Genomic DNA, 26,539 nt, shown 5'->3' with positions numbered 1-26,539 from the left:
CGTCAGGGCTGGGTGAGACGTCGTTCATGCTCGCTCCTGCACCTCGGCGAGGCGGCGTTCGGCCAGCTCGAGGTCGTGGGGGGTAGTGATCTTGGCCGCCCATTCCTCGCCGTCGACGACGTGGATGGGGGCGCCGGTCAGCTCGACGAGCCCGGCGTCGTCGGTGACGGTGACGCCCGGGTTCTCGGCGTGCGCGTGCACGAGGACGTCGCGGACAAAGCCTTGAGGGGTCTGGATCGCGCGCAACTCCGCCCGGTCGAGGGTGGCGGTGACGGCCCCGGAGGCGTCGACCCTCTTGATCGTGTCGACCACCGGCAGTCCGGGGATCACCGCACCGTGCCCGTGGCGCAGGGCCTCGACGACTCGGGCGTACAGCGCCGGAGGGGCGAAGGCGCGAGCCGCGTCGTGCACGAGAACGAGCCCGTCGTCCGGGCCGAGCACCGCAAGGCCCGCAGCCACCGATTCGCGGCGTTCCGAACCTCCGACGACGACATCGACACGCATCGCGCGAGCACCGGATTGCGGACCGCGACCAGCCTGGGCGGCCGCGTCCTCGGCCGTCTCGCGCGCAGCGAGCAGCCAGGCCGCCGGAGCCACGACGACGACGTGGGCCACCTCGTCACAGGCCAGCGCCTGATCCAGAGACCACCGCAGCAGGGTGCGGCCACCCACCTCGACGAACGCCTTGGGTACGGATGCGCCGAGCCGCTGACCGCTGCCCGCGGCGACGATGACGGCCGCGACGCTCAGGAGGCGAGCACCTCGTCGAGCATGTCGGAGGCCTTGTCCTCGTCGGTCTTCTCGGCGAGCGCGAGCTCGGAGACGAGGATCTGACGGGCCTTGGCCAGCATGCGCTTCTCGCCGGCCGAGAGGCCACGGTCACGCTCACGGCGCCACAGGTCGCGCACGACCTCGGCGACCTTGATGACGTCGCCGGAGGCGAGCTTCTCGAGGTTGGCCTTGAACCGACGGGACCAGTTGGTGGGCTCCTCGGCGTGCGGCGCGCGTAGCACCTGGAACACCCGGTCGAGACCGTCCTGCCCGACGACGTCGCGGACACCGACGAGATCGCAGTTGTCAGCGGGGACCTCGATGGTCAGGTCTCCTTGGGCGACTTTCAGGACGAGGTAGAGCTTCTCCTCACCCTTGATGGTTCGAGTCTTGATCTGCTCGATGAGTGCCGCACCGTGATGCGGGTACACGACCGTCTCTCCGACATTGAAGACCATATGCTCGTATTCCCCTTTCGCGACCTCCAGAATACCACGGCGCGGCCTCGATCGGAAGTCCGCAGGCGACATCGGTGCTGGTCAGCGACGTGCACTCGTAAAATGCGCCATGGATTCGCCCTTGACAATCAGACGTTCGTTTCGTACGCGCGTGTTGTTCCCGCGTTGCCATCGCGTCGCTCGCCGCGGGTCGTCATGATCGGTCCCCGGTCATCGCTCGAAAGCCGCCCGCACCCGCTTCCCCCGACCGTGTTCCGCCCGGGCCGACCGGACGACCTCGGCAGTCGTGGGGTCACGAAACCGCCGACGCGCTGCTGATTAGGTACTCTGACCGCGTGACTCGACGCTTCTCCGCCGCTCCCACCGCTCGCCGACGTCGCATCGTGCGCGTCGCGGCTCTCGCGCCCGTGGTGGCCTTCGCTCTCGCCGGCTGCCAGTGGACCTCGCCGATCCAGACCGCGAAGCAGTACGAGCCGGGCGACGGCGTCTCCGCCCAGCTCGGCGGGGTCGCGGTCAACAACCTGCTCGTCGTGGCCGACAAGAAGGGCGGCTCCGGCACCCTCGTGGGCCGAGGCACCAACGAGACCAGTCAGCCGGTGCAGGTGTCGTTCCAGGTGGACGGCGTCCAGAAGACGCTGAACCTCGACATCGAGCCGTGGAGCAGCGCGCGCCTGAGCGACCCGCAGAAGAGCGGTTCGATGGCCGAGATCCCGAACGTCCCCCAGCCGCCCGGCGCTCTCGTCGACGTCACGGTCATGACGACCGGCGCCGGCAGCGAGACCCTGCAGGTCCCGGTGCTCGCGCCCTACCCGCCGTACGGCGATTACCACGAGAGCGGTCCGACGGCGCCGCCCACGGGCTCCCCGACGACGGCCGCGGCCCACTGAGCCGCGCCGGGTCGCCCTGAGTCCGGCTCGCCGCCCGGCACACGACGAGGCCCGCACCCCCTCACCGAGGGAGTGCGGGCCTCGTCGTGCGTGCGTCGAAGCCGCCGGTCACGGACTCTCGAACTTGTAGCCCAGGCCGCGCACCGTGACGATGTGCGTCGGGCGCGCCGGGTCGGGCTCGATCTTGGCGCGCAGACGCTTGACGTGGACGTCCAGCGTCTTGGTGTCGCCCACGTAGTCACTGCCCCACACGCGGTCGATGAGCTGCATGCGAGTGAGCACCCGGCCGGAGTTGCGCAGCAGCATCTCGAGCAGCTCGAACTCCTTGAGCGGCAGTGGCGTGTGGTCGCCGTTCACCGTCACGACGTGGCGCTCGACGTCCATGCGCACCGGGCCCGCCTCGAGCGTGTTGGGCAGCAGCTCCTCCGGCTCTTGCCGACGGCGAAGCACGGCCTTGATGCGCGCGAGCAATTCGCGACTGCTGTACGGCTTGGTGATGTAGTCGTCGGCCCCGATCTCGAGCCCCACGACCTTGTCGATCTCGCTGTCCTTGGCCGTGAGCATGATGATCGGCACCGAGGAACGTTGACGCAGCGTGCGGCACACGTCGACACCCGACAGGCCCGGCAGCATGAGGTCGAGGAGCACCAGGTCGGCGCCGTCCCGCTCCATCTCCTCGAGTGCCGCGGGGCCGGTCTCGGCGATCGAGACGTCGTAGCCCTCCTTGCGCAGCAGGTACGAGAGGGGGTCGGAGAACGATTCCTCGTCCTCCACCACCAGGATTCGGGTCATGTGCCTTGCTCCTTCGTGTCTGGCAGGGGCGTCGGGGGAATCCCGTCGCCGTCGACCTGGGCGCGAGGTAGCCGGATCGTGAACGTGGATCCGCGCCCTTCCTGACTCCACAATGTGATCTCACCACCGTGGTTGGCCGTGATGTGTTTGACGATGGCGAGCCCGAGGCCGGTGCCGCCGGTGGCGCGCGAGCGAGCGGCGTCGACGCGGTAGAACCGCTCGAACACCCGCTGCTGATCCTCCGGCGAGATGCCCCTGCCCTGGTCGGAGACCGAGATCTCGACGACATCGTCCGCGCCACGGGCGACGACCGTGATGCGGCTGTCCTCCGGCGAGTAGCTGATCGCGTTGGTGAGCAGGTTCGACAGCGCCGTGACGAGCATGCCGGGGTCGCCGTAGACGTGGAGGTCGTCGGCCGTGGAGACGCGAAAGCTCATGCGCTTGCCCTCGGCGAGGGTGAGCATGAGGTCGACCGCCTCCTGGACGACGTCGTCGATGTCGACGATCTGCGGGTCCTCGGGGGTCTCGGCCGTCTGCAGTCGCGAGAGGTCGACGATCTCCTGCACGAGCCGCGTGAGCCGGGTGCTCTCGATCTTGATGCGGCGCGCGAAGCGTGCGACGGCCTCTGGGTCGTCGGCGGCGTCGAGCACGGCCTCGGCGAGCAGTGCGATGCCGCCCACGGGGGTCTTGAGCTCGTGGCTGACGTTGGCGACGAAGTCGCGTCGCACGGCCTCGACGCGCTTGGCCTGCGTGCGGTCGTCGAGCAGGAGCAGCAGGTGCCGGGGCCCGAGCGGCGCGGCGCGGGCGGCGATCGCGATCTCGCCGGTGCCGAGCGCACCACGCGGCAGGTCGAGCTCCACCTCCTGGATGGTGCGCTGACGACGGACGGCGCGGGCGATCTCGAGCAGGTCGGGCTGGACGAGTTTGTCGTCGCGCACGAACCCCAGGGCCCGGGCGGTGGGGCTCACCGTGACCGCTCGCTCCTCGTCGTCGAGCACGATGGCGCTGGATCGCAGCACCGCCAGCACGTCGGCGACGGCGGCGTCCTCACGCTCACGAGGCCGTTCCTCGACGGTCTGGGAGGTCGGATGCGCCGCTGCGCGCCCCTGACCCAGGGCCCAACCGGTCACCCCGCCTGCGACGGCGCCCCCGGCGGCGGCGAGCAGAGCGACGGACAAGGGATCCACGTCGCCAGGGTACGCATACCCGGCTCCACCACCGGCCGGTCCCGGCACGGAAGCGCCGTTCACGCACCGGGCACGGTCCAGAGTTCACCGGGGCGGCGCACAACGTTAACTCTGGCCTGCGACGTTGACCCTGCAGCAGTTCGCCTGCGCAGGTTCGGCATGCCCGCCGGGCTTAGGCTCGACCCCGACAACCCGCCCGACCGGGACGCCTGCCGTCCCCACGCGAGAAGGACACCATGCGCGACGCCTTCCACGAGGACCTCGACAAGATCTCCGACCAGCTCGTCGAGATGACCCGCCTTGCCGCCTCCGCCATGAGCCGTGCGACGACGGCCCTCCTCGACGCCGACCTCGAGCTCGCCGAGAGCGTGATCAGCGCCGACCACAAGATCGACAGCATCCGCGCCGAACTCGACGAGCTCGCCGTCGAACTGTTGGCCCGTCAGCAGCCCGTCGCCACCGACCTGCGCATCGTCGTCACGGCACTGCACATGGGTACGAGCCTCGAGCGCATGGGCGACCTCGCCGAGCACGTGGCGAAGGTGGCCCGGCTGCGGTTCCCCGAGAGCGCCGTTCCCGTCGAGATGCGCGAGACGATCGTGGCCATGGGCCAGATCGCCGACCGTCTCGTCCTGCGCGCTGGCGCGATCATCGACTCCAAGGATGTCGAGGGGGCCAGGAACCTCAGCGGCGAGGACGACGAGATGGACGCGTTGCACCGCCGTGTGTTCACGATCCTCGCCTCGGAGGAGTGGAGCCACCCCGCCGACGTCACCGTCGACATCACGCTGCTCTCGCGCTACTACGAGCGGTTCGCCGACCACGCCGTGGCCGTGGCCCGCCAGGTCGTCTACCTCGTCACCGGCGAGTGGCGCGCTCTCGACAACGACGAGATCCAGGCCTGACCGCGCCTGATCGCGCGGGTCGCTGCGCCCGCGGCACACGGCGAAGGGTCCGCCCTCCCCCCTGGGAGAAGCGGACCCTTCGTCGTGTCTGCAGACTCACTTGCCCTGGTTGGCGACCGCCTGAATGGCGTCCTTGGCGGCGTCGGGGTCGAGGTACTCGCCGCCCTTGGTGACGGGCTCGAGGTTCTCGTCGAGCTCGTAGACGAGCGGGATGCCGGTGGGGATGTTGAGGGCCGCGATGTCGTCGTCGCTGATGCCGTCGAGGTGCTTGACGAGCGCCCGCAGGCTGTTGCCGTGGGCCGCGACGAGCACCGTCTTGCCCGACTTCAGCTCGGGGACGATCTCGGACTCCCAGTACGGCACGAGCCGCTCGACGACGTCCTTGAGACATTCGGTCGGCGGGTTCTCTCCGTCGATGTCGGCGTACCGCACGTCGTCGGCCTGGCTGAACTCGTCCTGCGGGTCGATCGGCGGGGGCGGCGTGTCGTACGAGCGGCGCCAGAGCATGAACTGCTCCTCACCGAACTCGTCCTTGGTCTGCTTCTTGTTCTTGCCCTGCAGCGCGCCGTAGTGGCGCTCGTTGAGCCGCCAGGAGCGCTTGACCGGGATCCAGTGACGATCGGCGGCATCGAGCGCGAGGTTGGCGGTGGTGATGGCGCGGCGCAGCACCGAGGTGAAGACGAGATCGGGCAGCACGCCCTTCTCCTTGAGCAGCTCGCCACCGCGAGCCGCCTCCTTGCGCCCCTTGTCGGAGAGGTCGACATCGACCCAACCGGTGAACAAGTTCTTGGCGTTCCACTGGCTCTCGCCGTGGCGCAGCAGCACGAGCGTGTAGGTCATACGGTCACTCTAGTCAGCGGCGCCGCGCGAGGGGGCCCGGCGCTCAGGGCCGGGACGTCGGGCCCTCGGCATCGTCCTCCCCCGCAGGCTCGGAGCGAGGAGACCCGTTGTCGACCGCATCCTCCTCGTCGACCGCCGACTCGTGCGAGAGCGTGTTCGGCCCCTCGTCCTCCTGACGCTGGAGCAACTCGCGGAACGGCTCGAGGTTGGCGAGCGACTCCTCGCGCGAGACCCGCCAGGACCACTCCTTGCGCATCGAGCCGAGGAATCCGAGCACGAGCAGTTCGTTGAACACCTCGTCGGTGCCGGCGAGCACGATGCCGAGCAGCTGGTCGAGGAACTCCTCGTCGACGGTCGAGATCGGCACCTGACCGGTGAGGTAGACGTCGCCGGAGTCGTCCAGGGCGTAGGAGAGCACCGGCATCGACAGGTTGCGCTGCAGGAGGAACCGGTAGACGGCGCTGTGGTTCTCGTCGGGGTTGCGAATGACGAACGCCGAGATCGACAGCATGCGGCCGCCGGCGATGAGCGAGCACGTCGTGCGCAGCTTGTTCTCGCCGGGCAGGGTCAACACGAGCTCTCCCGGGCGCGTGCCCTCCTCGACGGCGACCTCCTGCTCGGCGGCGAAGGTGCGGATGAGATCGAGCGCGTGAAGCGACTCGGGGGAAGTCGGCATGACTCTTCCTCCGGCTGACATCGGGGATCGGCTGACGCGGAGCCGGGTCATCGCAAGCCGTGCCTCGACTCCATGGCCTCACCGTAGACCGAGACGAGGGAGTCCGCAGTACGGCCCCACCCGAACGACTCCGCGTGCGTCCGGGCGAGGCGCGAGAGGCGCGCCCGTTCGGCGTCGTCGTCGAGCAGACGCTCGACGGTACGACTCCACGCGCCGACGTCGTGGGAGTCGACGAGCACCCCACCGCGGACGGCGATGGGCAGGCCGCCGACGTTCGCCGCGACGACCGGGGTGCCACACGCCTGGGCCTCGACGGCGACGAGCCCGAACGACTCGTTGTGCGAGGGCACGGTGACGAGGTCGGCCGCACGGAACCACGTCGCGAGCCCGTCGCGTGTCGTCGGTGGACGAAAGACCACGCGGTCGGCGATGCCCAGTCGTTCGGCGAGATCTTCCAGCCAGCGCGGTCGTTCGAGCCCCGAGCCACTCGGACCGCCGAGGATCGCCACCCGCAGGCGCCGCCCGAGATCGGGGCGGCGGCGCGACAGGTCGGCCGCGGCCTCGACGAGGAGATCGGGGGCCTTGAGCGGCTGCACGCGACCGACGAAGAGCAGGAGCAGGTCGTCCGCAGAGACGCCGATCGCGGCCCGCGCCGCGGCCTGATCTCCGGGAGAGAACGTCGTCAGATCGACACCGGGGTGCACGACACGCACGCGGGCGGGATCGGCGTCGTAGAGCTCGACGAGTTGCGCGGCCTCGAGCTCGGTGTTGGCGATGAGCCGGTCGGCGGCCTCGACCACCTGCGCCTCCCCGATCTCACGGCCCCGAGGCTCGGGCCGGTCTCCCGCCGCGAGCCCGGCGTTCTTGACCCGGGCCATCGTGTGCATCGTGTGCACGAGCGGCACGTGCCAGCGGTCGGCGGCGAGCCACCCGACCTGGCCGGAGAGCCAGTAGTGCGAATGGACGAGGTCGTAGTGGCCCGCCGGATGCGCCGCGACCTCACGCATGACGCCCGCGGCGAACGCGCACAGTTGACCCGGCAGATCCTCCTTGGCGAGGCCGTCGAACGGCCCGGCCACGACATGACGCACGCTGACACCGGGTGCCAGCTCGACCGTGCGGGGCAGGCGCCCCTCGGTCGCGCGGGTGAAGATCTCGACCTCCACCCCTCGCTCGACCAGGTGCCGCGCCGCCTCGACGACGTAGACGTTGAGCCCACCTGCGTCTCCGGTACCCGGCCGCTCCAGCGGGGAGGTGTGCACCGTGATCATCGCGACCCGGCGAGGCGTGCCCGTCATGTCGCCATCCTCGTCCTCGTTCCGTCGTGGCCGACATCCGGGCCCTGCCGGTCCGTGGTGGGTGATGCCTGCACGGGCCGTTGCGAGGCGCGGCGAATGCGCGCATCGCCTCGAAGATGGCCGCTCCGCTGTCGCGGACCTGGGCCTCCTCGTGCCGCCGGGGCGCTCGTGTCGGCCACACCGCCACCGGCGACGATGCAGGTGGAAAGGGTTACCGTGGGCGGGTGGTGGCCGCCGATCGTTCCTCCGCGCGTGCAACGCGGCCCGTCGGGGTCGTCACACGTGGGACGACCGGCCCGAACCGGTTGCGCAGGATGGATCGAGGTCTCGTCCACGTCGGTGAGTCCCTCCTCCGCGGGGCGGCAAGGCCGCCGAGACAGCCGGCGTTTCCGGCTCCCGGGAAGGACCGCGGCCCTCTCGAGTCGAGACGGCCGGGAACACGGGCGGTCCCGGCGCCGCCGCTCGTCGTCGACCTCGGCTACGGCGCGGCGGCCACGACCACGGTCGAACTCCGCCGTCGCCTCGCCGTCGTGCGACCGGACGTCGAGGTCGTCGGGGTCGAGATCGATCCCGAGCGCGTCGCGGCGGCCCAGCCGTACGCCTCACCTCCCGAGCTGACGTTCGTCCGAGGAGGATTCGACCTGACGTGCGTCGATCGCGCCCCCGCGCTCGTTCGCGCCGCGAACGTGCTGCGCCAGTACGACGAGGACGAGGTCGCAGGCGCGTGGCGACTGTTGCAGGATGCGCTCGCTCCCGGTGGTCTGATCCTCGAGGGCACCTGCGACGAGATCGGTCGCCGGAGCACGTGGATCGTCCTCGACGCCGACGGACCCCGCTCGCTGACGATCTCGGTCGCGTTCGGCGCGATCGAGCGGCCCTCCGACGTCGCGGAACGGCTGCCCAAGGCGCTCATCCACCGCAACGTCCCCGGTGAGCGTGTTCACACCTACCTCCGGGCACTCGACGCCGCCTGGGACCGCGCGGCCCCGCTCGCCTCCTACGGACGCCGGCAGCGTTTCGTCGCCGCATGCGCCGACCTGCGCGCCCAGGGCTGGCCCGTCCTCGACGGCCCGCGCCGCTGGCGCCTCGGCGAGATCGGCGTCGCCTGGGAGGCCGTGAGGCCGACTCGGACGCACCCCGACTCCCGCCCCATCTAACGCCCGAACAGGCGGTTCCACCCGGCTTCCGACCCCGACCCCGGCCCCATGGCGTCGCCTGGGAGGCCGTGAGGCCGACTCGGACGCACCCCGACTCCCGCCCCATCTAACGCCCGAACAGGCGGTTCCACCCGGCTTCCGACCCCGACCCCGGCCCCATCCAACGCTCGGACAGGCGGTTCCACCCGGCTCTGCGGGACGAAACTGCCTGTTCGAGCGCATTCCGGGGCCGAAACCGCCTGTCCGAGCGACTCCCGAGCCACCGGGCCAACCGGGCCACCGTGGCCGCAAACCCGCTCGGACAGGCGTTCTCACCCCAGCGAAGCCGGATGGAAAGGCCTGTCCGAGCACATCCCGGGGCCGAAACCGCCTGCCCGAGCGGCTCCCAAGCCACCGGGCCACCGAAACCGTGGCCGCAAACCCGCTCGGACAGGCGTTTTCACCCCAGCGAAGCCGGGTGGAAACGCCTGTCCGAGCGCATCCCAGGGCCAGAACCGCCTGCCCGAGCGCATCCCAGGGCCGAAACCGCCTGTCCGAGCGTGGTCTCGTCGGGGTCGTGCGTCGCTCAGGCGCGGGAGTAGTCGTCCTCGAGGCGCTCGATGTCGTCCTCGTCGAAGTGGCCGAAGCCGACCTCGAGGATGCGCGCCGGCCGTGAGCCGCTGTTGCCCATGCGGTGCACGGCACCCAGGGGGATCCAGATGAGCTCACCCTGCTGGGCCGTCCACTGCCGGTCGTCGACCGTGATGTCGAGCGGCGCCTCGTCGAGCACCTGCCACATCTCGGCGCGCTGGGCGTGCTTCTGCAGCGACAGGCGCGAGCCGGGCTCGACGGTGATGACCTTCACCGTGACGGATTGGTTGGTGGCGAAGTTCTCGAATCGTCCCCACGGGCGTTCCACCGTGAAGACGTCGTTGCGTTTGTCGTCGATCTCGCTCATGTCGCTTCCGTTCTCGTGTGCGCGGCTCCCCTGCCGCGGTGACGTGGGCTCGACTCGGCTGTGGCCTGCCCCCCAGGTCGGTCGTCCGGATTCTATCGGCCGTGAGCCGCGCTCGCTGACGCCTTCCATGCAGCGGCATCACCTCCGGTCATGAACTCCGACACCAGTTCTCGTACGCGTCGCCGGTGGCTCCACAACACCCCGCCGGGAGGGAGGATCTCGAGACGCGCATCGGGGAGGGCTTCGGCGAGCTCGCGCGCGATCCCGGCGGGATGGGCGGCGTCGTCCTCTTGTCCGATGACGAGGGCGGGCGCGGCAACCCGGCCCAGCGAGGCTCGGTCGGTGAGCGGCACGGCGCGGGGCAGGGCACGAAGGGCCCGGGAGACGGGTGTTCCGGAGAGCAACCGGGCCTGCTCGGCCGCCCAGCCACGCACGAGATCGGTGTCGCGGACCTCCTCGGGCTGCTCGTTGACGAAGTGCGCGGCGATGCCCTCGACGTCGCGGTCGTCGACGAGATCCGCCAGGTCGACCAGGCGCTGCAACGCCGCGTCGGTGCGGGGCCGGTCGAGCAGGGCGGGAATGACGAAGACGAGCCGGTCGAAGCGGTCGGGGGTCTGCTCGAGCAACGCGCACATCGCGCCGGCCCCCATGCTCACGCCCAGGCACTGTCGCGCTGCGACGTGGTCGGCCACGGCACGCAACTCCGCCGCCAATGTCGGATACGTCCAGGCGGTCTCGGGAGCCTCCGACGCGCCGTGGCCGCGGAAGTGGAGGAACGTGCGCGTTCCCGGCACGCCGGACGCGAACGGGCGCGTCGTCGTGATCGACCCGCCGAGGCCGTGCGCGAAGACGCTGCTCGGCGTCCCCTGGCCGATCGTCAGGTACTCGATGCCGCCGGTCGGCCCCGCGAGCATCGACGTCGGGCGAGTGAAGGTCACCAGGAGCCGTACGGTCCCGAGCCGCTCGCTCCCCCCTTGCGTCGGCGAGCGAGGTACGGGCTGAGGGCGGGACGCACGTCGGCGAAGTACACACCGACCGCGACGACGGCGATGAGGGAGAACATGTTGAGGATGCTGCGGATCGACACGAAGAAGATCGCGACCGAGAGCCCGAGCGCGATGAGCCAGAACACCTTGCTCTGCTTTCCCTCGCTCGCGTAGGCGCCCTTGTCGTGGCGCATCGCATCGACGAACGCGAACAGACCGAAAGCGAGCGCCCCGACACCGAGGGCGAGCATGACGACGTTCTGTGCGCCGAACAACAGATCCATGACCCCAGCGTACGGGGCGAGGCGAGGGGTGTTCACCCGTCTTCGACGCGGCGGAGAACTCGATCCGGGCATACCGGGCGCGGCCGGGCGGCGCAACCACCCACCTTCGACAGCGAACCAGGCTGCGTGGGACGCGGACCGGCGTGCTCAGACGTCGACGACGACCGTGAACGGCCCGTCGTTGCAGAGTTCGACCTTCATCTCGGCACCGAACCGCCCGGTCGCCACCGTGATCCCGCGGTCGCGCAAGCCCGTGACCACCGCGTCGACGAGAGGCTCGGCCACCGGGCCCGGGGCCGCGTCGCTCCACGACGGGCGCCGCCCCTTGGTCGTGCGCCCGTAGAGGGTGAACTGGCTGACGACGAGCACCCCGGCGCCGGCGTCCTCGACGGATTGCTCACCGCGCAGGATCCGCAGTTCGGCGATCTTGCGGACCATGGTCGCGACCTCGGCCTCGCCGTCGGTGTGCGTCGCCGCGACGAGGGCGAGAAGACCGGGCCCGTCGATACGGCCGACCTCCGCACCCTCGACGACGACGCGTGCCCCGTCGATGCGTTGGAGAACCGCTCGCATCAGCTCTTCGCGTCGTCGTTCGACTCCACGACGGCAGCCACGTCACCGGGAGTGGGAATGTCGACGTGCGCGTGGGGTTCGGCAGCCGGGGCGGCCTTGACCGCCGCGGTCTTCTTCGCGGTCTTCTCGGCCGGGGCATCCGCACCGCTGCGGGCCGGCGCCACCTTGCGCGGAGACTTCGTGGCGGCGGCCTTCTTGGCCGAGGTCTTCTTCGCCGAGGCCTTCTTCGCCGATGCCTGCTTGACCGTGGCACCAGCCGGCTCGGCGGTGTGCGTCCCGGTGGGTCGGCCGGCACCCTCGGCCGCCTTCGCGGCAGCGGCCGCGGCGGCCTTGCGGGCACGCGGGGAGCGACGTGCGGTCGTCGTCGCCGCCGCGGCCTCCACGCCTGCGGCAGAGGTGCGCTCGTGGCGGGTCGTCGTGGCCTCCGCCTCGCCGCCCGCCGGGCTCGTGGCCGTGACCGTGGTGTCGACGACCGCCGCACGACGTCCCGCACCCGGACGACGACCCGCGCGTCCGGTACGGCCGGCGTGCTGCACCGCCTCGACGACCTTGGTGCCCTCGGAGCGCACGGTCTCGAACGTGCGGCCGGCAGCCCGAGTGGCATCCGTGGCCGCATCGGCCGCCATCGCACGACCGCGGTCGACCGTCGCCCCGGCCTGGCGGGCCAGACGGCGGGCCTCGCGGCGAGCACGGGCGTCCTCGGCACGGGCGAGGGCCTCGCCCTCCTTGCTCGCGCGCCGCATCGTCGGCACGGCGTCGGCGACCGCCTGCTGCCCGCGCTGGGCGAGTTCGGCGTAGCGCGAGAAGACCTCCGAGGCCGCGAGCGCCGGCACGCGGGTCGTACCCCGAGCGATGTCCACGACGTCGTGGCGCAGGCGCGCGAGCGTCCTGGCCTCCGGCTCCTCGTCCGTCGTTCGGGGGCCGGTCTTGCTGCCGAGCTCGCGCAGGGCCTCGGCGGTGAGGTTGGTGGCGCCGACGAGGGCGTAGACCGGGTCGAGGATGCTCGAACGGCTCGTCTTCGTGGACGGCGCGGGTGCGGCCGGCTCGGCCGGGGAGTCGTGGGTGGGGCGGGGCTTCTTCGGTGACATCGTCACTCCTTCGTCTCGGTCTTTCCGGGCGTTCGTCGGGTGCGGACGCGCGTCGTGCCGTGGTGGGAGCCGGAGGCGGGCTCCGGGCCCTGCTCGGTCTTCTCTGCCGTCTCGGCCGGACCCGTCATGCCGGCCGCGTCGGTCATACCGGTCACCGGCTTCGCCGTGGGCCGGCGCCGGCGAACGCTGCCCCCTGCCGACATGCCCTCGGCCTCGGCCTCGGAGGCTCCCACGTGAGCGTCGCGGGCCCCCGCCGTCGGCGCGGACGGCACGAACGAGTCGTAGAGGTCGAGCATGATGCGGCGCTGCCGGTCGGTGAGGTGGCGGTCGAGCGAGAGGGCGAGCCGCACGTCGACGGCGCTCGACTCGCGGGTGTCGTCGAGCAGTCCCGCGCGCACGTACAGCGATTCGGCGGAGATCTGCAGCCCCTTGGCGAGCGAGTTGAGGATCTCGGCGCTCGGCCGACGCAGGCCTCGCTCGATCTGCGAGAGGTAGGGATTGCTGATCCCTGCCACCGCCGACAACTGCCGCACCGACAGGTGCGCGTTCTCCCGCTGCTCGCGCACGTACTCCCCCAGCTCCCGCATACCGGGCACGTGAGGCGTGAGTCGAGGCATACCCCCATTGTGCTTGCAGGAGTTAGCGCACTGCAAGCGCGAGTGAGCGCACGCACACGCCCGCGTGCGCCGAGGCAACGCGCGCGTCAGCCGGGGACGCGTCGCCTCACCGAGCACCACCGACAACGCGCGCGGGGCACCGGAGGTATGCCCGCTTCCCGCGGCCGACGCTGCGACCTCACCCGAGGCGCCGTCGGCCTCAGGGCTCGACGACGACCGTCTGCGCGAGGGTGACCGGAGCCTCGTCGCCGACGGGCACAGTCGTGAGTTCGACGTCGACCGGGGTGTTGCGCTTGACCACCGCGAGCGCGATCGGGCCGTCGACGTGATCGCGAGCCACGCTGGTGAGGCGCCCGATCGAGCGGCCTGCGTGCACGATCTCCGAGCCGGGAACGGGCAGGACGTGCCCAGACCCGTCGAGGTGCGCGAAGAGGAGGCGTCGCGGCGGGCGGCCGAGATTGTGGACGCGCGCGATGGTCTCCTGCCCGCGGTAGCAGCCCTTGTGCAGGTGAACGGCGGTGCGCAACCAGTCGAGCTCGTGCGGGATCGTGCGGTGGTCGGTCTCCGCACCGAACCGGGGACGCCAGGCCTGGACCCGTTCGGCCTCGGCCGCCCAGAGCCCCGCGACGGCACGGTCACCGATCGCCGACTCGAGCTCGGCGCGCGGCACGATGAGCTCTCGCCACGCGCGGCCCTGCGCGGGGTGGGCCTCGGCGGGCCCGTAGACGGCGGTGTCACCGACAGGCCCCGGCCACGGATCGACCCAGGCCAGCGGCTCCCCGGGCACGCTCGGCGCGCCGATGGGCTCGCCGAGTACGGCGTACTGTCCGCTCACGTCGGCGACCTCGACGCGCAGCATGAACCGCATCCGGTCGAGGAACTCCACGAGCGCGGGCGCGGCACCCGGCTCGACGGTGATCCACGTGGTCTCGCCGTCGTCGACCACGTGCAATGCGTTCTCGATGTGCCCCTTCGGCGAGAGAAGCAGGGTCTCGGTGCCCACGCGCGGCGCGAGGTCCGTGAGCTGCTGGGTCGTGAGCGAATGCAGCCAGCTCAGCCGGTCAGGCCCGGTCACGGTGACGACGCCGCGGTGCGACAGGTCGACCACGGCGAGCCCCTCGGCGAGCAGCCGTTGCTCTCGCATCGGATCGCCGTAGTGGGCGGCGACGGCAGCGTCCGGTCCGGAGGCCGGTACCGCGCCGGGGCGGGCGAGCAGGGGGGACGTCGAAAGCTGTGCGGTCACGCTCCCAGCGTAGGAGGGCACTGGCCGGGCCGCCCCGTGCGGTGCGGTGGACGGACCCGAGAGGACGCGGTGTGACGGCGCACCGCGTCTCGAATCCCGTTGTCAGCCCACCCGGTTGAGCTGAGCAGAGAGGTGGCTCTGCATGGGGTGACCCTCGGCGGCCATGTCCATGACCCACATGAGCTTGCGGTCGACGAGCCCGTACATGCGGCTGGCGGCGGTGTAGTCGCGAGCCTCGGGGCTGCGCATCACCCCGTCGGTGCGCAGGTTGAGCACGGGGCGTTCCTCCTCGCGCTCACCCGCGTACAGCTCGACGATGCCGGTGGGGTGGGCGAGCAGGAGCTCGATCTCACCGCTGTTCAGCACGCGCAGGTAGCCGGTCTCACGCCCCGACTCCCGGTCCTTGGAGCCGTCCTCGTTGAGCAGGTAGCTGCGGCTCTCGTAGGCGAGGAACGGGCGCCCGTCGTGGGTGATGTCGAGTTCCTGGCCGAAGTTGCGCGACTCCATGTCGGGGTAGCCGACGACGCCGACCCCCTCCCAGCGGCCGACCATCCAGGCCAGGGGTGCGACGACGGGGTTGATCGTGGGGTCGAGCTCGAAGGGCATGGCGTGAGTCCTTTCGGTGGAGAACTGATCAGACGACGGCGCCGCGGGCGACCCAGGCCAGGCCGTAGGCGACGGCGCCGGTGCAGAGAACCGAGCCGGTGGCGGAGGCGAGCTGGGCGCGGCGCCCCCACAGCGAGGGCAGCACGGACTGGATCTGACGCAACGCGTAGCTCGAGCCTCCGGCGATGCCCCCGGCGAGCGCGAGCAGGGGCAGTCGGGCGTCACCGAACGCACCGTGCACGAGCACGGCCGCGCCGGCACCCAGAACAACGGAGGCGATCGCGCAGGTCACGGCGATGACGCCGCGCGGAACACGGCCCAGGCCGACGTCGGCGAGAGTGGCCGCCGCGGCCGCCGCCATCACTGCGACCACGGCGTCGCGTCCCTCGGGTGTTCCGACGAGCGGCACGAGACAGACCGCCGAGCTCAGCAGACCAACGCCGGCGGCGCTCGCCGAGACGGACTCGACGAGCCGCGGACGTGCGTCACGGCGCGCGAGTTGGTGGACGAACGAGGCGATCATCGCGACCGCGACCGCGCCCGGCAGGTGGTGAAGCGTCGCCTGGGGTTGCAGCGTGGCCGGCACGAGGAGGACGACCACCGCGATGAGCTGCACGATGGTCGTGCCCCGAGGGCTGGGGAGGCGCAGCAACGGCACCCATCCGATGGCGAGCAGCACCATGGAGAGCGCGAGTGCCGGCACGATCCAGACGGTGGAACCGAGGTGGGCGACGACCCCGAGCACCAGGGCGACGAGCAGCGCGATGACCGAGACCGTCGGTCGCCACGGGCGGCGCGGTGGGCGTGGCCGGCCCCGCGCCTCCCCGAGAGTGCTCGATCGGATCTCGCTCACCGCGTCATCCTGTCAGCCACCGGCGAACGGGGGCAGGATCTCGACCGTCGCACCGGCGGGGACCTCCACGTCGTCGCGGGCGGGGACGCCGTCGACGATGACGGAGGCGACCTGCCGCACGCGGGCAAGGTCGGGGTGCCGGGTGGTCGCGGCGTCGAGGATCTCACCGACGGTTCCGCAGGAGTGTTCCTCGGAATCCACGCCGGTCGCGGCCGCGGCGGCGGCCCAGTAGCGCAGGGTGACGGTCACCTGCCCACCTTCTCAGCTTCCACCGACACCGTGCCAACCGAGAACGCGACGCGGCGGTCACGCCGTGCGCATCCTCGCGATGCCGGGCGCTCCTGCTGCCTTCGCCTTCGCCGGAGCGACTCGGGCCTGGTCGTATCGTGAACACATGGCTCAGGTGGTCTTGTCGTCGGAGACCGGCCGTCCGGTCGAGACGGTGCTGCCTGCGCTGTCCCTGCTGCCCCACGACGTTCGCGAACTCGCCGACCTCGCCTCGTTCGCCGAGGTCGATCCCGGCGTCGTCGTCCTCGTCGACGCCCTCACCGATCTCGTGGCGGCACGCGCGTGGTGCCGCCGTCTGGCGGCGGTGATGCCAGACCTGCCGCTGATCGCGGTCGTCACCGAGGGCGCCTTGGCGGCGGTCACCGCCGACTGGCGAATCGCCGACGTCGTCCTCACCGGCGCGGGCCCCGCCGAGGTCGAGGCACGGGTGCGTCTCGCCGGCACGCGCTCGGCCGACGCCGCCCACCCCTCGCAAGCGGAGTCCGAGGAGCCCGCGACCTCGCTGCTCGTCATCGACGAGTCGGGGTACTCGGCGCGGCTCAGGGGCGTACCGCTGGACCTGACGTACCGCGAGTTCGAGCTCCTCAAATACCTCGTCTCCTCCCCCGGCCGGGTGTTCACGCGCGACCGCATCCTCGAGGAGGTGTGGGGGTACGACTACTACGGCGGCACCCGTACCGTGGACGTTCACATCCGGCGTCTGCGCGCCAAGCTCGGCCCGGAGCACGAAGGGCTCATCGGCACGGTGCGCGGTGTCGGCTACCGCTACGCCACCTCGTGAGGAGAGCCATGGACCCGGTGATCGCACGCGTCACGACCACGCTGTCGACGGCGGAGGCGACGCGCGTGCGTCGGCTCGCCCGCCAGGCCGCCGAGGCCGACGGAGTCGACGCCCTCTCCGAGCAGACGATCCTTCACCTCGACGCCCCCGCCGGCGAACACCGCCACGTCCTCCTCGAGCGTGGCGATCACGGCGCCTCGGGTGCCGAGGAAGACAACGACGACCCGCTCCTCGGCTACGCCCACCTCGACCACACCGAAGCCGAGGCAGGTACCGAGATCGTCGTCGCCCCGGGGCATCGCCGTCACGGCGTCGGGACGCGGGGCTGGCGCGAGGTGCGGGCGCTCGTTCCCGACGCCCGGGTCTGGGCCCACGGCGACCTGCCGCCCGCGCGAGCCTTCGCCCGGCACCTGGGCCTCGAGGTCGTGCGAGAGCTCATCCGGATGGCGCGCCCCCTCGACGGGCTGCGCGACGCCGAGGTCACGCTGCCCGAGGGCTATTCCGCCCGCACGTTCACCCCCGACGACGTCGACGCCTGGGTGGCGCTCAACGCCCGGGCGTTTGCCGACCATCCCGAACAGGGCCGGGTCAGCGCCGACGACCTGCGGGCCCGCATGCGCGAGCCCTGGTTCGACGCCGACGGGTTCTTCCTCGTCGAGGCACCGGCGGCCCCCGACGACGGGGCCTCCCGCGACCTCGCGGCCTTCCACTGGACCAAGACGGAGGACGGCGAGGGCGAGGTCTACGTCGTCGGCGTCGATCCCGACCGCCAGGGCCTGGGGCTCGGCAAGGCCGCGACGCTGCTCGGTCTTCGCCACCTCGCCGATCGGGGCCTGGCACGCGTCACGCTCTACGTCGACGGCAACAACACGGCCGCCCTCGCCACCTACCGCCGCCTCGGGTTCGAGCAGATCTCACTCGACGTCATGTACGCGTGAACGTGCCGGATGCGCGCGTGCGCGCACCTGGGTGCAGCCCCGCCTTTCCGGGCGGCTCGGGCGCGATTCCGCCGGTGTCTCCCTCGCGCGATCCCACGCACGATTTCGCGCACGGCTCGAGCACGAGCCACGCACCTTCATCGCCCTCCCGGGCCCGGGTGGGAAGGGGACGACGCACCTCGATCCCCGTGACACCATGTGACCCATGACGGCCACGAGTGACAGCGCACCCGCCTCGGATGCGGCCCGTAACGAGCAGGGATCGGTGACCGCGGTCACCGGTGAGACCTCCTCGGCCACGGGCGTTCGCCCCCGAGCCGCCAACGGCCGGTTCCTCCCCGCCGACAAGTCCGGCGACGAGCTGCCGCCCGATCGGTTCCTCGACCGCGAGATCTCGTGGCTCCAGTTCAACGAGCGGGTGCTGCAGCTCGCGGCCGACCCCGACATGTACCTGTTGGAGCGGGCCCGGTTCCTCTCGATCTTCGCGAGCAACCTCGACGAGTTCGTCATGGTGCGCGTGGCCGGCCTCAAGCGGCGCATCGCCACCGGTCTCGCCGTGCGCTCGGCATCCGGCCTCGAACCGCGTGAGCTGCTCGACCGCATCCTCTCGACCGCGCAGAACCTCATGAGCACGCACGCCCGCATCTTCGACGAGCAGGTACGCCCCGCGTTGGCCGAGGAGGACATCCAGATCGTCGGCTGGAGCGACCTCTCCGACGACGAGCGCGCCCGCCTCGACGAGTGGTTCGACGAGCAGGTCTTTCCCGTGCTCACGCCGCTGGCGGTCGACCCGGCGCACCCGTTTCCCTACATCTCGGGGCTCTCCCTCAACCTCGCCGTCGTCCTCGACAACCGCAAGACCGGCTCCGAGCACTTCGCCCGCCTCAAGGTGCCGCCGCTGCTGCCCCGGCTCGTGCGCATCACCGAGCCCGAGGGCGAGGACCTCTACTCGGCACGGTTCGTGCCGGTGGAGGAGATCATCGCGGCCCACCTCGACGCGCTCTTCCCGGGCATGAACGTGCGCGAGCACTTCACGTTCCGCGTCACCCGCAACGAGGATCTCGAGGTCGAGGAGGACGACGCCGAGAACCTGCTGGCCGCCCTGGAGAAGGAGCTCACACGACGCCGGTTCGGCCCTGCCGTTCGCCTTGAGATCGAGGACGGCATGGGCGATCACGTGCTCGAACTGCTCGTCCGCGAGCTGGGAGTCACGCCGCGCGAGGTCTTCCGCTGCCCCACCCCGCTCGACCTGCGTTGCCTCGGCACCATCGCCGATCTCGACCGCACCGAGCTCAAGTACCCGCCGTTCGTGCCCATGACCCACCGCGACCTCAAACGGGTCGAGAGCGCCAAGTCGCCCGACATGTTCTCGGCGATCCGCATCAAGGACGTGCTCGTCCAGCACCCCTACGACTCGTTCTCCACCTCGGTGCAGGCGTTCATCGACCAGGCCGCCGCCGACCCACGCGTCGTCGCCATCAAGCAGACGCTCTACCGCACGAGCGGCGACTCCCCGATCATCGACGCCCTCATCGCGGCGGCCGAGGCCGGCAAGCAGGTGCTCGCGGTGGTCGAGATCAAGGCCCGCTTCGACGAGCAGAACAACATCGAGTGGGCGAGAAAGCTCGAGCAGGCCGGTGTCCACGTGGTCTACGGCGTGGTCGGACTCAAGACCCACTGCAAGCTGTCGCTCGTCATCCGTCAGGAGTCGGTTGGCCTGCGTCGGTACTGCCACGTCGGCACCGGCAATTACCACCCCAAGACCGCGCGACTGTACGAGGACTTCGGCCTCTTCACCTGCGACCCGCGTGTCGGCGAGGACCTCACGAAGCTCTTCAACCAGCTCTCCGGCTGGGCGCCGCGCAGCAAGTTCTCCCGGCTGCTCGTCGCGCCGGCCTCGATGCGGTCGGGCCTCGTCGACCGCATCGAGGAGCAGATCGCCCACGCCGAGAAGGGCGAGGACGCCTACGTCGGCATCAAGGTCAACTCCATCGTCGACGAGCAGATCATCGACAGTCTCTACCGCGCCTCCCGCGCTGGGGTGCAGGTCGACGTCCTCGTCCGCGGCATCTGCGCGCTGCGGCCGGGCGTCGAGGGCCTCTCCGAGAACATCCGGGTCCGGTCGATCCTCGGCCGGTTCCTCGAGCACTCCCGGGTGTTCGTGTTCGGGCCGGACGGTCGCGACGCGGTGTACCTCGGCAGCGCCGACATGATGCACCGCAACCTCGACCGCCGGGTCGAGGCCCTCGTGCGCATCACCGACGCCCGCCACGTCGCGGACCTCGTCGGCATCCTGCAGCGTGGCATGAGCGACGACTACTCGAGCTGGCACCTCGCCGGCGACGGGCGGTGGACTCGGCATCACCGCGCCGAGGACGGCACACCCCTGCTCGACCTCCAGAGTGTCCTCATCGACGAGCATGCGGCCCGCCGCCGCGGACGGCGCGGCTGAGCGACGTGTCCGACGAACGATCGGTCGTGCTCGCCGCGGGCACCCTGCCCTGGCGTCGACGCGCCGGAGAACTCGAGGTCGCCCTCGTCCACCGCCCCCGCCACGACGACTGGGCCTGGCCCAAGGGCAAGCTCGAGCCCGACGAGGAGTGGCCGGTCGCGGCCGTCCGCGAGACTCAGGAAGAGACCGGCCTTCGGGTGCGGCTCGGTCGCCCGCTGCCCACGAGCACCTACCGACTCGAAGGTGACGGACGCCGACACAAGGAGGTGCGGTACTGGGCCGCTCAGGTCATCGGGGGCGCCGGACGCCTCGAGAACGAGATCGACGAGGTGCGCTGGGTCACGGCCGAGGAGGCCCGGCGTCTCGCGACCTACCCTCGCGACCTCGAGCAACTCGACGCTCTCGTCGACGGACCGCTGCCCACCCGCGCCATCGCCGTCGTGCGGCACGCGCACGCGGTCGCCCGCAAGCGGTGGAAGGGCGACGACGACCGCTTGCGACCGCTGGACGAGGCCGGCGAACAACGGGCCTCGGCCCTCGTCGACATCCTCGCCGCCTACGCCTTCCCGCGCGTCGTCTGCTCGCCCTCGACCCGATGCGTCGACACGGTGGCCCCCTACCTCGCCCTCGCCGAGGCCGCCGGCTACGAGATCGAGACCTCCTGGCGCCCCGAACTCTCCGAGGAGGGATACGAGGAGGACCCGGCCGCCGTCGCCCCGACCGTCACCGGCGCTCTCGGCGGCTCCGAACCCGTGCTCCTCTGCAGCCACGGCCCCGTCCTCCGACCCCTCATCGCCGAGATCGTCCGTCGCTACGGCAGATCCGCACCCGAGGTGGCCCGCATCCTCGACGACGTCAACGACGACAACCTCGCCAAGGGCGAGGCTCTCGTCCTCCACGTCGGCACCGGCCCCGAACCCGCCCTCATCGCCGTCGAACGCCACCTGCCCTGACTCTCGACCGCCCCAGAGTCGTCCTCTGGGCGAGATGAGAACCCGATCCGAAAGGTCCTCGCTGGGGCCACGAAGCAGGCGTTCTACGAGCCCCGAAAACGAATCCGCCGGCTCGGGAACATTCGGGCACCTCTGCTACGTTGTGCATCGTGTGCCGGGCCGCGGCAGCCCCGGGCTCCAACATTCGCCGCTACGAGCGGCCTCGCGCCGAGAGGCGCTCCCGGTCCGGCACACCCACTCCTCGTCAGACCACCCCCAAGAGGGGCGGCCCGGCACCAACGGACGCGGCAGGCAACGCCACCACCAGGCCCCAACATTCGCCGCTACGAGCGGCCTCGCGCCGAGAGGCGCTCCCGGTCCGGCACACCCACTCTCCGCAGACCACCCACCCCACCCGCCGAGACAGCCGTCGTTTCCGGCCGAACGGCCGGGGCGAGCGAACTAGGGATGAGACAGGCCGGAAACGCCGGCTGTCTCGGCGTTTCCGTACCTGGTTCGTCCGGGTCTCCCGTTCGTCGGGACGTCAGGCCGGGACGGGGACGGGGGTGGAGGCCTGGCAGGTCGAGGCGTGCTTGCGAGCATCGCCCTCCGCGCTGGAACGGGCTCGGCGGGCAGGACCCCGCCACTCGCAGTCGCCGCACGCTCCGTGAGCGAACGACCCCACCTCGACGGTGTGGACGACAGGCACCGCGACGGGTACCAGAACAGGGTGACGACGGAACAGCCGGAACACGACCAACGCCTCTCTCTCGACGCGACCTCAGGCTAGTCGGCGACCATCCTGGACGGCCGACCAATCTCAAGCCTCTCACATACAACGACGCCGATTCCGTGCGTGCGCGGAATCGGCGTCGTGCTGCGACAACGAGGGTCTGGGACCCCGGACATGTCGCCGGTTGAGGTGCGGCTCAGCCGAATCGGCCGGAGATGTAGTCCTCGGTGGCCTTCTCGCTGGGGCTGCTGAAGATCTTCTTCGTGTCGTCGATCTCGATGAGCTTGCCGGGCTTGCCGGTGGCCGCGAGGTTGAAGAACGCGGTGCGGTCGGAGACGCGGGCGGCCTGCTGCATGTTGTGGGTGACGATGACGATCGTGTACTTCTCCTTGATCTCGTTGATGAGATCCTCGACCGCGAGCGTGGAGATCGGGTCGAGCGCGGAGCACGGCTCGTCCATGAGCAGCACCTCGGGCGAGACCGCGATCGCGCGGGCGATGCACAGACGCTGCTGCTGACCGCCGGAGAGGCCGGCGCCCGGCTTGTCGAGGCGGTCCTTCACCTCGTTCCAGAGGTTCGCGCCCCGCAGCGACTTCTCGACGGTCTCGGTGAGGGTCTTCTTGCTCTTGACGCCGTTGAGACGGAGGCCGGCCGCGACGTTGTCGAAGATCGACATGGTCGGGAACGGGTTGGGCCGCTGGAACACCATGCCGATGGTCCGCCGCACGGTGACCGGGTCCATGCTCTTGGCGTACAGGTCCTGCCCGTCGAGGAGGACCTTGCCCTCCACGTGCGCACCGGGGATGACCTCGTGCATGCGGTTGAGCGTGCGGAGCACGGTGGACTTGCCGCAACCGGAGGGGCCGATGAAGGCGGTGACGGAGCGGGGTTCGATGTTCATGGACACGTCTTCGACGGCCTTGAAGTTGCCGTAGAAGATGCTGAGGTCCTGGACGTCGATGCTCTTGGCCATTGGGGTTACTCGTCGCTTTCTCGAGCCGAGGGCTTCAGTTGCGGACTTTGCTGTACCGGGCGATGACCCGGCCGAGCAGGTTGAGGATGAGGATGAGGCCGATCAGGGTGAGCGAGGCCGCCCACACGCGGTCGACGGCCGGCTGGAGCGCCTCGACCCGGTCCTCGTTGATCATGGTCGGCAGCGTCGCCATGTTGCCGGACATGAGGTTGAAGTGGAATCCCTTGGTGTAGGGGCCCAGGATGATGAGCGGCGCCGTCTCACCCATGACGCGGGCGAGACCGAGCAGCACACCGGTGACGATGCCACCGAAGGCCGTGGGCAGCACGATCTTGAAGATCGTCTTCCACTTGGGCACACCGAGTGCGTAGGACGCCTCACGCAACTCGTTGGGGACGAGCTTGAGCATCTCCTCGGTCGAGCGAACGACCGTCGGGATCATGAGGATGACGAGCGCGAAACACACGGCGATGCCTGCGGTGCGGAACCCGAACACGCCGACCCAGATCGCGTAGATGAAGAGGGCGGCGACGATCGAGGGGATACCGGTGAGGATGTCGACCATGAAGCTCACCGCGCGAGCGAAATGGCCCCGGCCGTACTCGACCAGGTAGATCGCGGTGAAGATGCCGATCGGCACGGCGATGAGCGCGGTGACGGCGGCCTGCAGCAGGGTGCCGAGGATGGCGTGCGCCGCGCCGCCACCGACGCGGCGGGCCGTGATGCCGATCTGCGAGTCGTACCACCACTGCGGATCGAGAACCGTTGTCGTGCCCTTGGCGAGCACTGTCCCGAGAATCCACACGAGGGGAACCAGGGCGATGCCGAAGGCCAGGTACATGACGAGGCGCGCGACGGTGTCCTTGACCGCGCGGCTTTTCTCGTTGCCACCGATGTGCGGCTTGGCGGTGCCGGTCGCGGCAGGGCTGGTCTCGGCGTTGACTGAGGTACTCATTCGGTGAAGGCCTTCCGACGCTCGATGACGATCCGGGCGATGGCGTTGACGACGAAGGTGAGGACGAAGAGGACGAGGCCGGCTGCGATGTAGGCACCCGTCTTCTGCGGGGTGTCGAACTCGCCCGCGTTGTTCGCGATCTTGGAGGCGAACGTCTCACCGCCGTTGAGGAGCGACCAACTCCACGGCGCGTCGTCGTTGAGGGCCGACACGATGATCATGACGGCGAGGGTCTCGCCGAGGGCCCGACCGAGGCCCAACATCGAGGCGGAGATGACGCCGGGCTTGCCGAAGGGCAGGACCGCGGTGCGGATCATCTCCCACTTGGTCGCTCCGAGCGCGAGCGCGCCCTCCTTGTGGGCGTTGGGCGTCTGGTCGAACACCTCGCGGGTCAGAGCCGTGACGATGGGCAGCACCATGATCGACAGGACGAACCCGACGAAGAGAATCGTCGAGGAGCCGCTGATGTTCGTGGGCTTGAACAGGGGGATCCAGCCGAGAGTCTCACCCAACCATTTCTGGAACGGCAGGAAGTACGGCCCGGCGACGTACGCACCCCAGATGCCGTAGACGATCGAGGGGATCGCGGCGAGGAGGTCGATGAGCTGCGCGGCCGGGCGGGCCAGCCACTTGGGGCTGTACTGGGTGATGAAGAGCGCGACCCCGACGCCGATCGGCACGGCCACGGCCATCGCGATCACGGAGGAGGCCACCGTGACCCACAGCAGGCGCGCGATACCGAACCGGGGGTGTTCCCCGGAGGTGACCCAGTCGGTCGAGGTGAGGAAGTTGGCCTCGTTCTTCATCAGCGAGGGAACGGCCTGGCTGAGGAGGAAGACCCCGACGAGGATGACGAGGGCGACGACGATGGCGCCGGCCGCCTTGGCCGCGCCACCGAAGAGCAGGTCACCCATTCCTCCGGTCGAGGCGCGGTCGCCTTCGAGGGGCTTGCCGCTCTCGGGATCAGGCAGGTTGTCGGCGGCAGAGACGCCGGTGATCGAGGTCATCAGAGGTGTGTCATCCCTGTCGTAACGGTGTGCGGACAGCGGTACCCGTGACCCCGGCACGGCGCCGGGGTCACGGGTACCGATTGATCACTGCAGGGCGTCGATCGCGGTGTCGACCTTGGTGCGCACCGACTCCGGGAGCGGTGCGTAGCCGAGCTCTTCGAGACCCTGCTGCGTGTCGGCAGAGGCGAAGTGCTTGAGGAAGCTCTTGATCTGCGCGCCCTTGTTGGCGTCCTTGTTCTTGGAGCAGACGATCTCGTACGTCACGAGGAGGATCGGGTAGGCACCGGCCTCCTTGGTGGCGTAGTCGAGCTTGAGGCGGAGGTCGTTGCCCTCACCGTCGGGCTTGGCGGCCTCGACGGCCTTACCCACGGCCTCACCGGTGAGCTCGACGGCGCCCGAGCCGTTGTCGATCTGCGCCATGCCGAGCTGGTTGTCCTTGGCGTAGGACCACTCGACGTAGGTGATGCCGCCCGCGGTGGCCTTGACGGCCTGCGCGACACCGTCGGACTTGGTCTTGCCCTCACCCTTGCCGGTCCACGACTTGGCCGGCTCGGCGGTCCACGCCTTGGGCGCGGCGGCCTTGAGGTACTTGGTGAAGTTCTCGGTGGTGCCCGACTCGTCGGACCGGAAGAACGGCTTGATCGGCGTGGCCGGCAGGGTGACGCCGGAGTTGATCTTGGCGATGGCCGGGTCGTTCCACGTCTTGATCTTGCCGTTGAAGATGTCGGCGATGACCTCGGGCGTGAGGGTGAGCTTGTCGACACCCTGGACGTTGAAGGCGACGGCGATGGGGCCGGTCACCATGGGGATGTTCCAGGCCTCGGAACCGCAGGCCTTGGTGGCCTCCTCGACCTCGACCTTGCCGTCCTTGGCCTCCTTCTTGAGGGCGGAGTCCGAGCCCGCCCAGTCGGCCTGGCCGGCGATGAGGGCCTTGATGCCCGCACCCGAGCCGGTCGGGTTGTAGTCGATCTTCGCGTCCTGGCACTTCTCCTGGTAGGAGGCGATGGCCTCCTGAATCGCGTTCTTCTGAGCGGAGGAGCCCTGCGCGCTCAGGTTGGTGCCGTCGACGCAGTCACCCTGGGCGCCGCTTCCCGCGGTGGAGCCGCCGCCCCCTCCGCCACCGTTCGATCCGCCGTCCTGCTTCTGGGCGCCGCAGCCCGCGAGCGCGAGCATGCCCACGAGGGCGAGGCTGGACACGGCCGCCATGCGCTGGTTCTTCACGTTCGATGTACCTTCCACTGCACGTCAGAGGGCAGGCGAGGTTTGCCCACCGAGGCCGACCGTAGGGAGGGTCGGTGACATGCTCGGGCGAGGCGGGT

Annotated in this window: 28 protein-coding genes; 7 read left to right on the top strand and 21 right to left on the bottom strand. The window is 70.3% G+C overall.

Annotated features, from left to right (window positions below):
• Nucleotides 1-24 precede the first annotated feature (24 nt).
• Complete coding sequence (gene ispD / locus BN1197_RS17815; RefSeq protein ID WP_245851925.1) at nt 25-732, bottom strand: 2-C-methyl-D-erythritol 4-phosphate cytidylyltransferase; 708 nt, start codon at nt 730-732, stop codon at nt 25-27.
• 14 nt (nt 733-746) lie between these two features.
• The gene (locus tag BN1197_RS11040; protein ID WP_040159452.1) at nt 747-1,229 is read right to left on the bottom strand and encodes a CarD family transcriptional regulator; all 483 of its coding nucleotides are present in this window, start codon (nt 1,227-1,229) and stop codon (nt 747-749) included.
• Between the two features lie 335 nt (nt 1,230-1,564).
• Here BN1197_RS11040 and BN1197_RS11035 point away from each other — a divergent pair, with 335 nt between their 5' ends.
• Nucleotides 1,565-2,116, top strand: a complete 552-nt coding sequence (locus BN1197_RS11035) for a hypothetical protein (protein WP_141397271.1) — start codon at nt 1,565-1,567, stop codon at nt 2,114-2,116.
• 108 nt (nt 2,117-2,224) lie between these two features.
• Here BN1197_RS11035 and BN1197_RS11030 read toward each other — a convergent pair whose 3' ends face one another.
• Both BN1197_RS11030 and BN1197_RS11025 read right to left on the bottom strand, forming a co-directional pair.
• Nucleotides 2,225-2,908, bottom strand: a complete 684-nt coding sequence (locus BN1197_RS11030; RefSeq protein ID WP_040159448.1) for a response regulator transcription factor — start codon at nt 2,906-2,908, stop codon at nt 2,225-2,227.
• Nucleotides 2,905-4,095 carry a sensor histidine kinase gene (locus tag BN1197_RS11025; protein WP_052466530.1) on the bottom strand — a complete coding sequence of 397 codons (1,191 nt, stop codon included), beginning with the start codon at nt 4,093-4,095 and terminating at the stop codon, nt 2,905-2,907. Before BN1197_RS11025 ends, BN1197_RS11030 begins: the two co-directional genes overlap by 4 nt.
• A gap of 236 nt (nt 4,096-4,331) precedes the next feature.
• Between BN1197_RS11025 and phoU the strand changes: the two genes are divergently transcribed.
• On the top strand, nt 4,332-5,000 hold the full coding sequence (gene phoU / locus BN1197_RS11020) for a phosphate signaling complex protein PhoU (RefSeq protein ID WP_040159445.1): 669 nt from the start codon (nt 4,332-4,334) through the stop codon (nt 4,998-5,000).
• A 96-nt stretch (nt 5,001-5,096) separates the two neighbouring features.
• Here phoU and BN1197_RS11015 read toward each other — a convergent pair whose 3' ends face one another.
• Genes BN1197_RS11015 through mshA form a run of 3 tightly spaced genes read right to left on the bottom strand, consistent with a single transcriptional unit; the run spans nt 5,097 to nt 7,814 of the window.
• The gene (locus BN1197_RS11015) at nt 5,097-5,840 is read right to left on the bottom strand and encodes a phosphoglyceromutase (RefSeq protein WP_040159444.1); all 744 of its coding nucleotides are present in this window, start codon (nt 5,838-5,840) and stop codon (nt 5,097-5,099) included.
• A 43-nt stretch (nt 5,841-5,883) separates the two neighbouring features.
• Nucleotides 5,884-6,516: a type III secretion system chaperone family protein gene (locus BN1197_RS11010; protein ID WP_082043811.1), complete on the bottom strand. Its 633-nt coding sequence runs from the start codon at nt 6,514-6,516 to the stop codon at nt 5,884-5,886.
• 47 nt (nt 6,517-6,563) lie between these two features.
• A complete protein-coding gene (gene mshA / locus BN1197_RS11005) occupies nt 6,564-7,814 on the bottom strand; it encodes a D-inositol-3-phosphate glycosyltransferase (protein WP_040159442.1) in 1,251 nt (416 codons plus the stop codon).
• 224 nt (nt 7,815-8,038) lie between these two features.
• Here mshA and BN1197_RS11000 point away from each other — a divergent pair, with 224 nt between their 5' ends.
• Nucleotides 8,039-8,971 carry a class I SAM-dependent methyltransferase gene (locus BN1197_RS11000; RefSeq protein ID WP_217991191.1) on the top strand — a complete coding sequence of 311 codons (933 nt, stop codon included), beginning with the start codon at nt 8,039-8,041 and terminating at the stop codon, nt 8,969-8,971.
• 565 nt (nt 8,972-9,536) lie between these two features.
• On the opposite strand, the gene BN1197_RS10995 is transcribed toward BN1197_RS11000, so the two are convergent.
• The 10 genes from BN1197_RS10995 to BN1197_RS10950 all read right to left on the bottom strand — a co-directional run bounded on the left by BN1197_RS10995 (nt 9,537) and on the right by BN1197_RS10950 (nt 16,407).
• On the bottom strand, nt 9,537-9,908 hold the full coding sequence (locus BN1197_RS10995) for a phosphomannose isomerase type II C-terminal cupin domain (protein ID WP_040159439.1): 372 nt from the start codon (nt 9,906-9,908) through the stop codon (nt 9,537-9,539).
• Between the two features lie 92 nt (nt 9,909-10,000).
• Nucleotides 10,001-10,846: an alpha/beta fold hydrolase gene (locus tag BN1197_RS10990; RefSeq protein WP_245851894.1), complete on the bottom strand. Its 846-nt coding sequence runs from the start codon at nt 10,844-10,846 to the stop codon at nt 10,001-10,003.
• Nucleotides 10,843-11,178, bottom strand: coding sequence for a DUF2516 family protein (locus BN1197_RS10985; protein ID WP_040159779.1), 336 nt, complete (start codon nt 11,176-11,178; stop codon nt 10,843-10,845). Before BN1197_RS10985 ends, BN1197_RS10990 begins: the two co-directional genes overlap by 4 nt.
• 147 nt (nt 11,179-11,325) lie before the next feature.
• Nucleotides 11,326-11,751, bottom strand: coding sequence for a D-aminoacyl-tRNA deacylase (dtd, locus tag BN1197_RS10980; RefSeq protein ID WP_040159437.1), 426 nt, complete (start codon nt 11,749-11,751; stop codon nt 11,326-11,328).
• Complete coding sequence (locus BN1197_RS10975; RefSeq protein WP_052466528.1) at nt 11,751-12,839, bottom strand: hypothetical protein; 1,089 nt, start codon at nt 12,837-12,839, stop codon at nt 11,751-11,753. The genes dtd and BN1197_RS10975 overlap by 1 nt, the downstream gene beginning before the upstream one ends.
• A 2-nt stretch (nt 12,840-12,841) precedes the next feature.
• Nucleotides 12,842-13,456, bottom strand: coding sequence for a helix-turn-helix domain-containing protein (locus BN1197_RS10970; protein WP_082043810.1), 615 nt, complete (start codon nt 13,454-13,456; stop codon nt 12,842-12,844).
• A gap of 199 nt (nt 13,457-13,655) precedes the next feature.
• Entirely contained in the window at nt 13,656-14,699 is a 1,044-nt protein-coding gene (gene ygfZ / locus BN1197_RS10965) for a CAF17-like 4Fe-4S cluster assembly/insertion protein YgfZ (protein WP_040159434.1), read from the bottom strand.
• Between the two features lie 102 nt (nt 14,700-14,801).
• Nucleotides 14,802-15,305: a heme-binding beta-barrel domain-containing protein gene (locus BN1197_RS10960; RefSeq protein WP_040159432.1), complete on the bottom strand. Its 504-nt coding sequence runs from the start codon at nt 15,303-15,305 to the stop codon at nt 14,802-14,804.
• A gap of 28 nt (nt 15,306-15,333) precedes the next feature.
• A complete protein-coding gene (locus tag BN1197_RS10955) occupies nt 15,334-16,158 on the bottom strand; it encodes a hypothetical protein (RefSeq protein WP_040159430.1) in 825 nt (274 codons plus the stop codon).
• Between the two features lie 12 nt (nt 16,159-16,170).
• On the bottom strand, nt 16,171-16,407 hold the full coding sequence (locus BN1197_RS10950) for a MoaD/ThiS family protein (RefSeq protein ID WP_040159428.1): 237 nt from the start codon (nt 16,405-16,407) through the stop codon (nt 16,171-16,173).
• A 145-nt stretch (nt 16,408-16,552) separates the two neighbouring features.
• Between BN1197_RS10950 and BN1197_RS10945 the strand changes: the two genes are divergently transcribed.
• The 4 genes from BN1197_RS10945 (at nt 16,553) to BN1197_RS10930 (ending at nt 21,570) form a co-directional block, all read left to right on the top strand.
• Nucleotides 16,553-17,227: a winged helix-turn-helix transcriptional regulator gene (locus tag BN1197_RS10945; protein WP_040159426.1), complete on the top strand. Its 675-nt coding sequence runs from the start codon at nt 16,553-16,555 to the stop codon at nt 17,225-17,227.
• An 8-nt stretch (nt 17,228-17,235) separates the two neighbouring features.
• Nucleotides 17,236-18,165: a mycothiol synthase gene (gene mshD, locus BN1197_RS10940; RefSeq protein ID WP_040159424.1), complete on the top strand. Its 930-nt coding sequence runs from the start codon at nt 17,236-17,238 to the stop codon at nt 18,163-18,165.
• A gap of 205 nt (nt 18,166-18,370) precedes the next feature.
• Nucleotides 18,371-20,617: an RNA degradosome polyphosphate kinase gene (locus BN1197_RS10935; protein ID WP_040159422.1), complete on the top strand. Its 2,247-nt coding sequence runs from the start codon at nt 18,371-18,373 to the stop codon at nt 20,615-20,617.
• Between the two features lie 5 nt (nt 20,618-20,622).
• A complete protein-coding gene (locus tag BN1197_RS10930) occupies nt 20,623-21,570 on the top strand; it encodes an NUDIX hydrolase (protein ID WP_082043808.1) in 948 nt (315 codons plus the stop codon).
• A 908-nt stretch (nt 21,571-22,478) separates the two neighbouring features.
• Here BN1197_RS10930 and pstB read toward each other — a convergent pair.
• From pstB to pstS, 4 genes are all read right to left on the bottom strand, one after another.
• On the bottom strand, nt 22,479-23,255 hold the full coding sequence (gene pstB / locus BN1197_RS10925) for a phosphate ABC transporter ATP-binding protein PstB (protein ID WP_040159420.1): 777 nt from the start codon (nt 23,253-23,255) through the stop codon (nt 22,479-22,481).
• A gap of 34 nt (nt 23,256-23,289) precedes the next feature.
• On the bottom strand, nt 23,290-24,210 hold the full coding sequence (gene pstA, locus BN1197_RS10920; protein ID WP_040159418.1) for a phosphate ABC transporter permease PstA: 921 nt from the start codon (nt 24,208-24,210) through the stop codon (nt 23,290-23,292).
• Nucleotides 24,207-25,217, bottom strand: a complete 1,011-nt coding sequence (gene pstC / locus BN1197_RS10915) for a phosphate ABC transporter permease subunit PstC (RefSeq protein WP_040159416.1) — start codon at nt 25,215-25,217, stop codon at nt 24,207-24,209. The genes pstA and pstC overlap by 4 nt, the downstream gene beginning before the upstream one ends.
• An 87-nt stretch (nt 25,218-25,304) precedes the next feature.
• Nucleotides 25,305-26,441 (bottom strand): phosphate ABC transporter substrate-binding protein PstS, encoded by a 1,137-nt coding sequence (gene pstS, locus BN1197_RS10910; RefSeq protein ID WP_040159414.1) that lies wholly within the window; start codon nt 26,439-26,441, stop codon nt 25,305-25,307.
• Between the last annotated feature and the right edge of the window lie 98 nt (nt 26,442-26,539).

This window comes from Mobilicoccus massiliensis, assembly GCF_000826525.2.
Lineage (GTDB): Bacteria > Actinomycetota > Actinomycetes > Actinomycetales > Dermatophilaceae > Mobilicoccus > Mobilicoccus massiliensis.
This window is presented reverse-complemented; position numbering and strand designations above follow the sequence as displayed.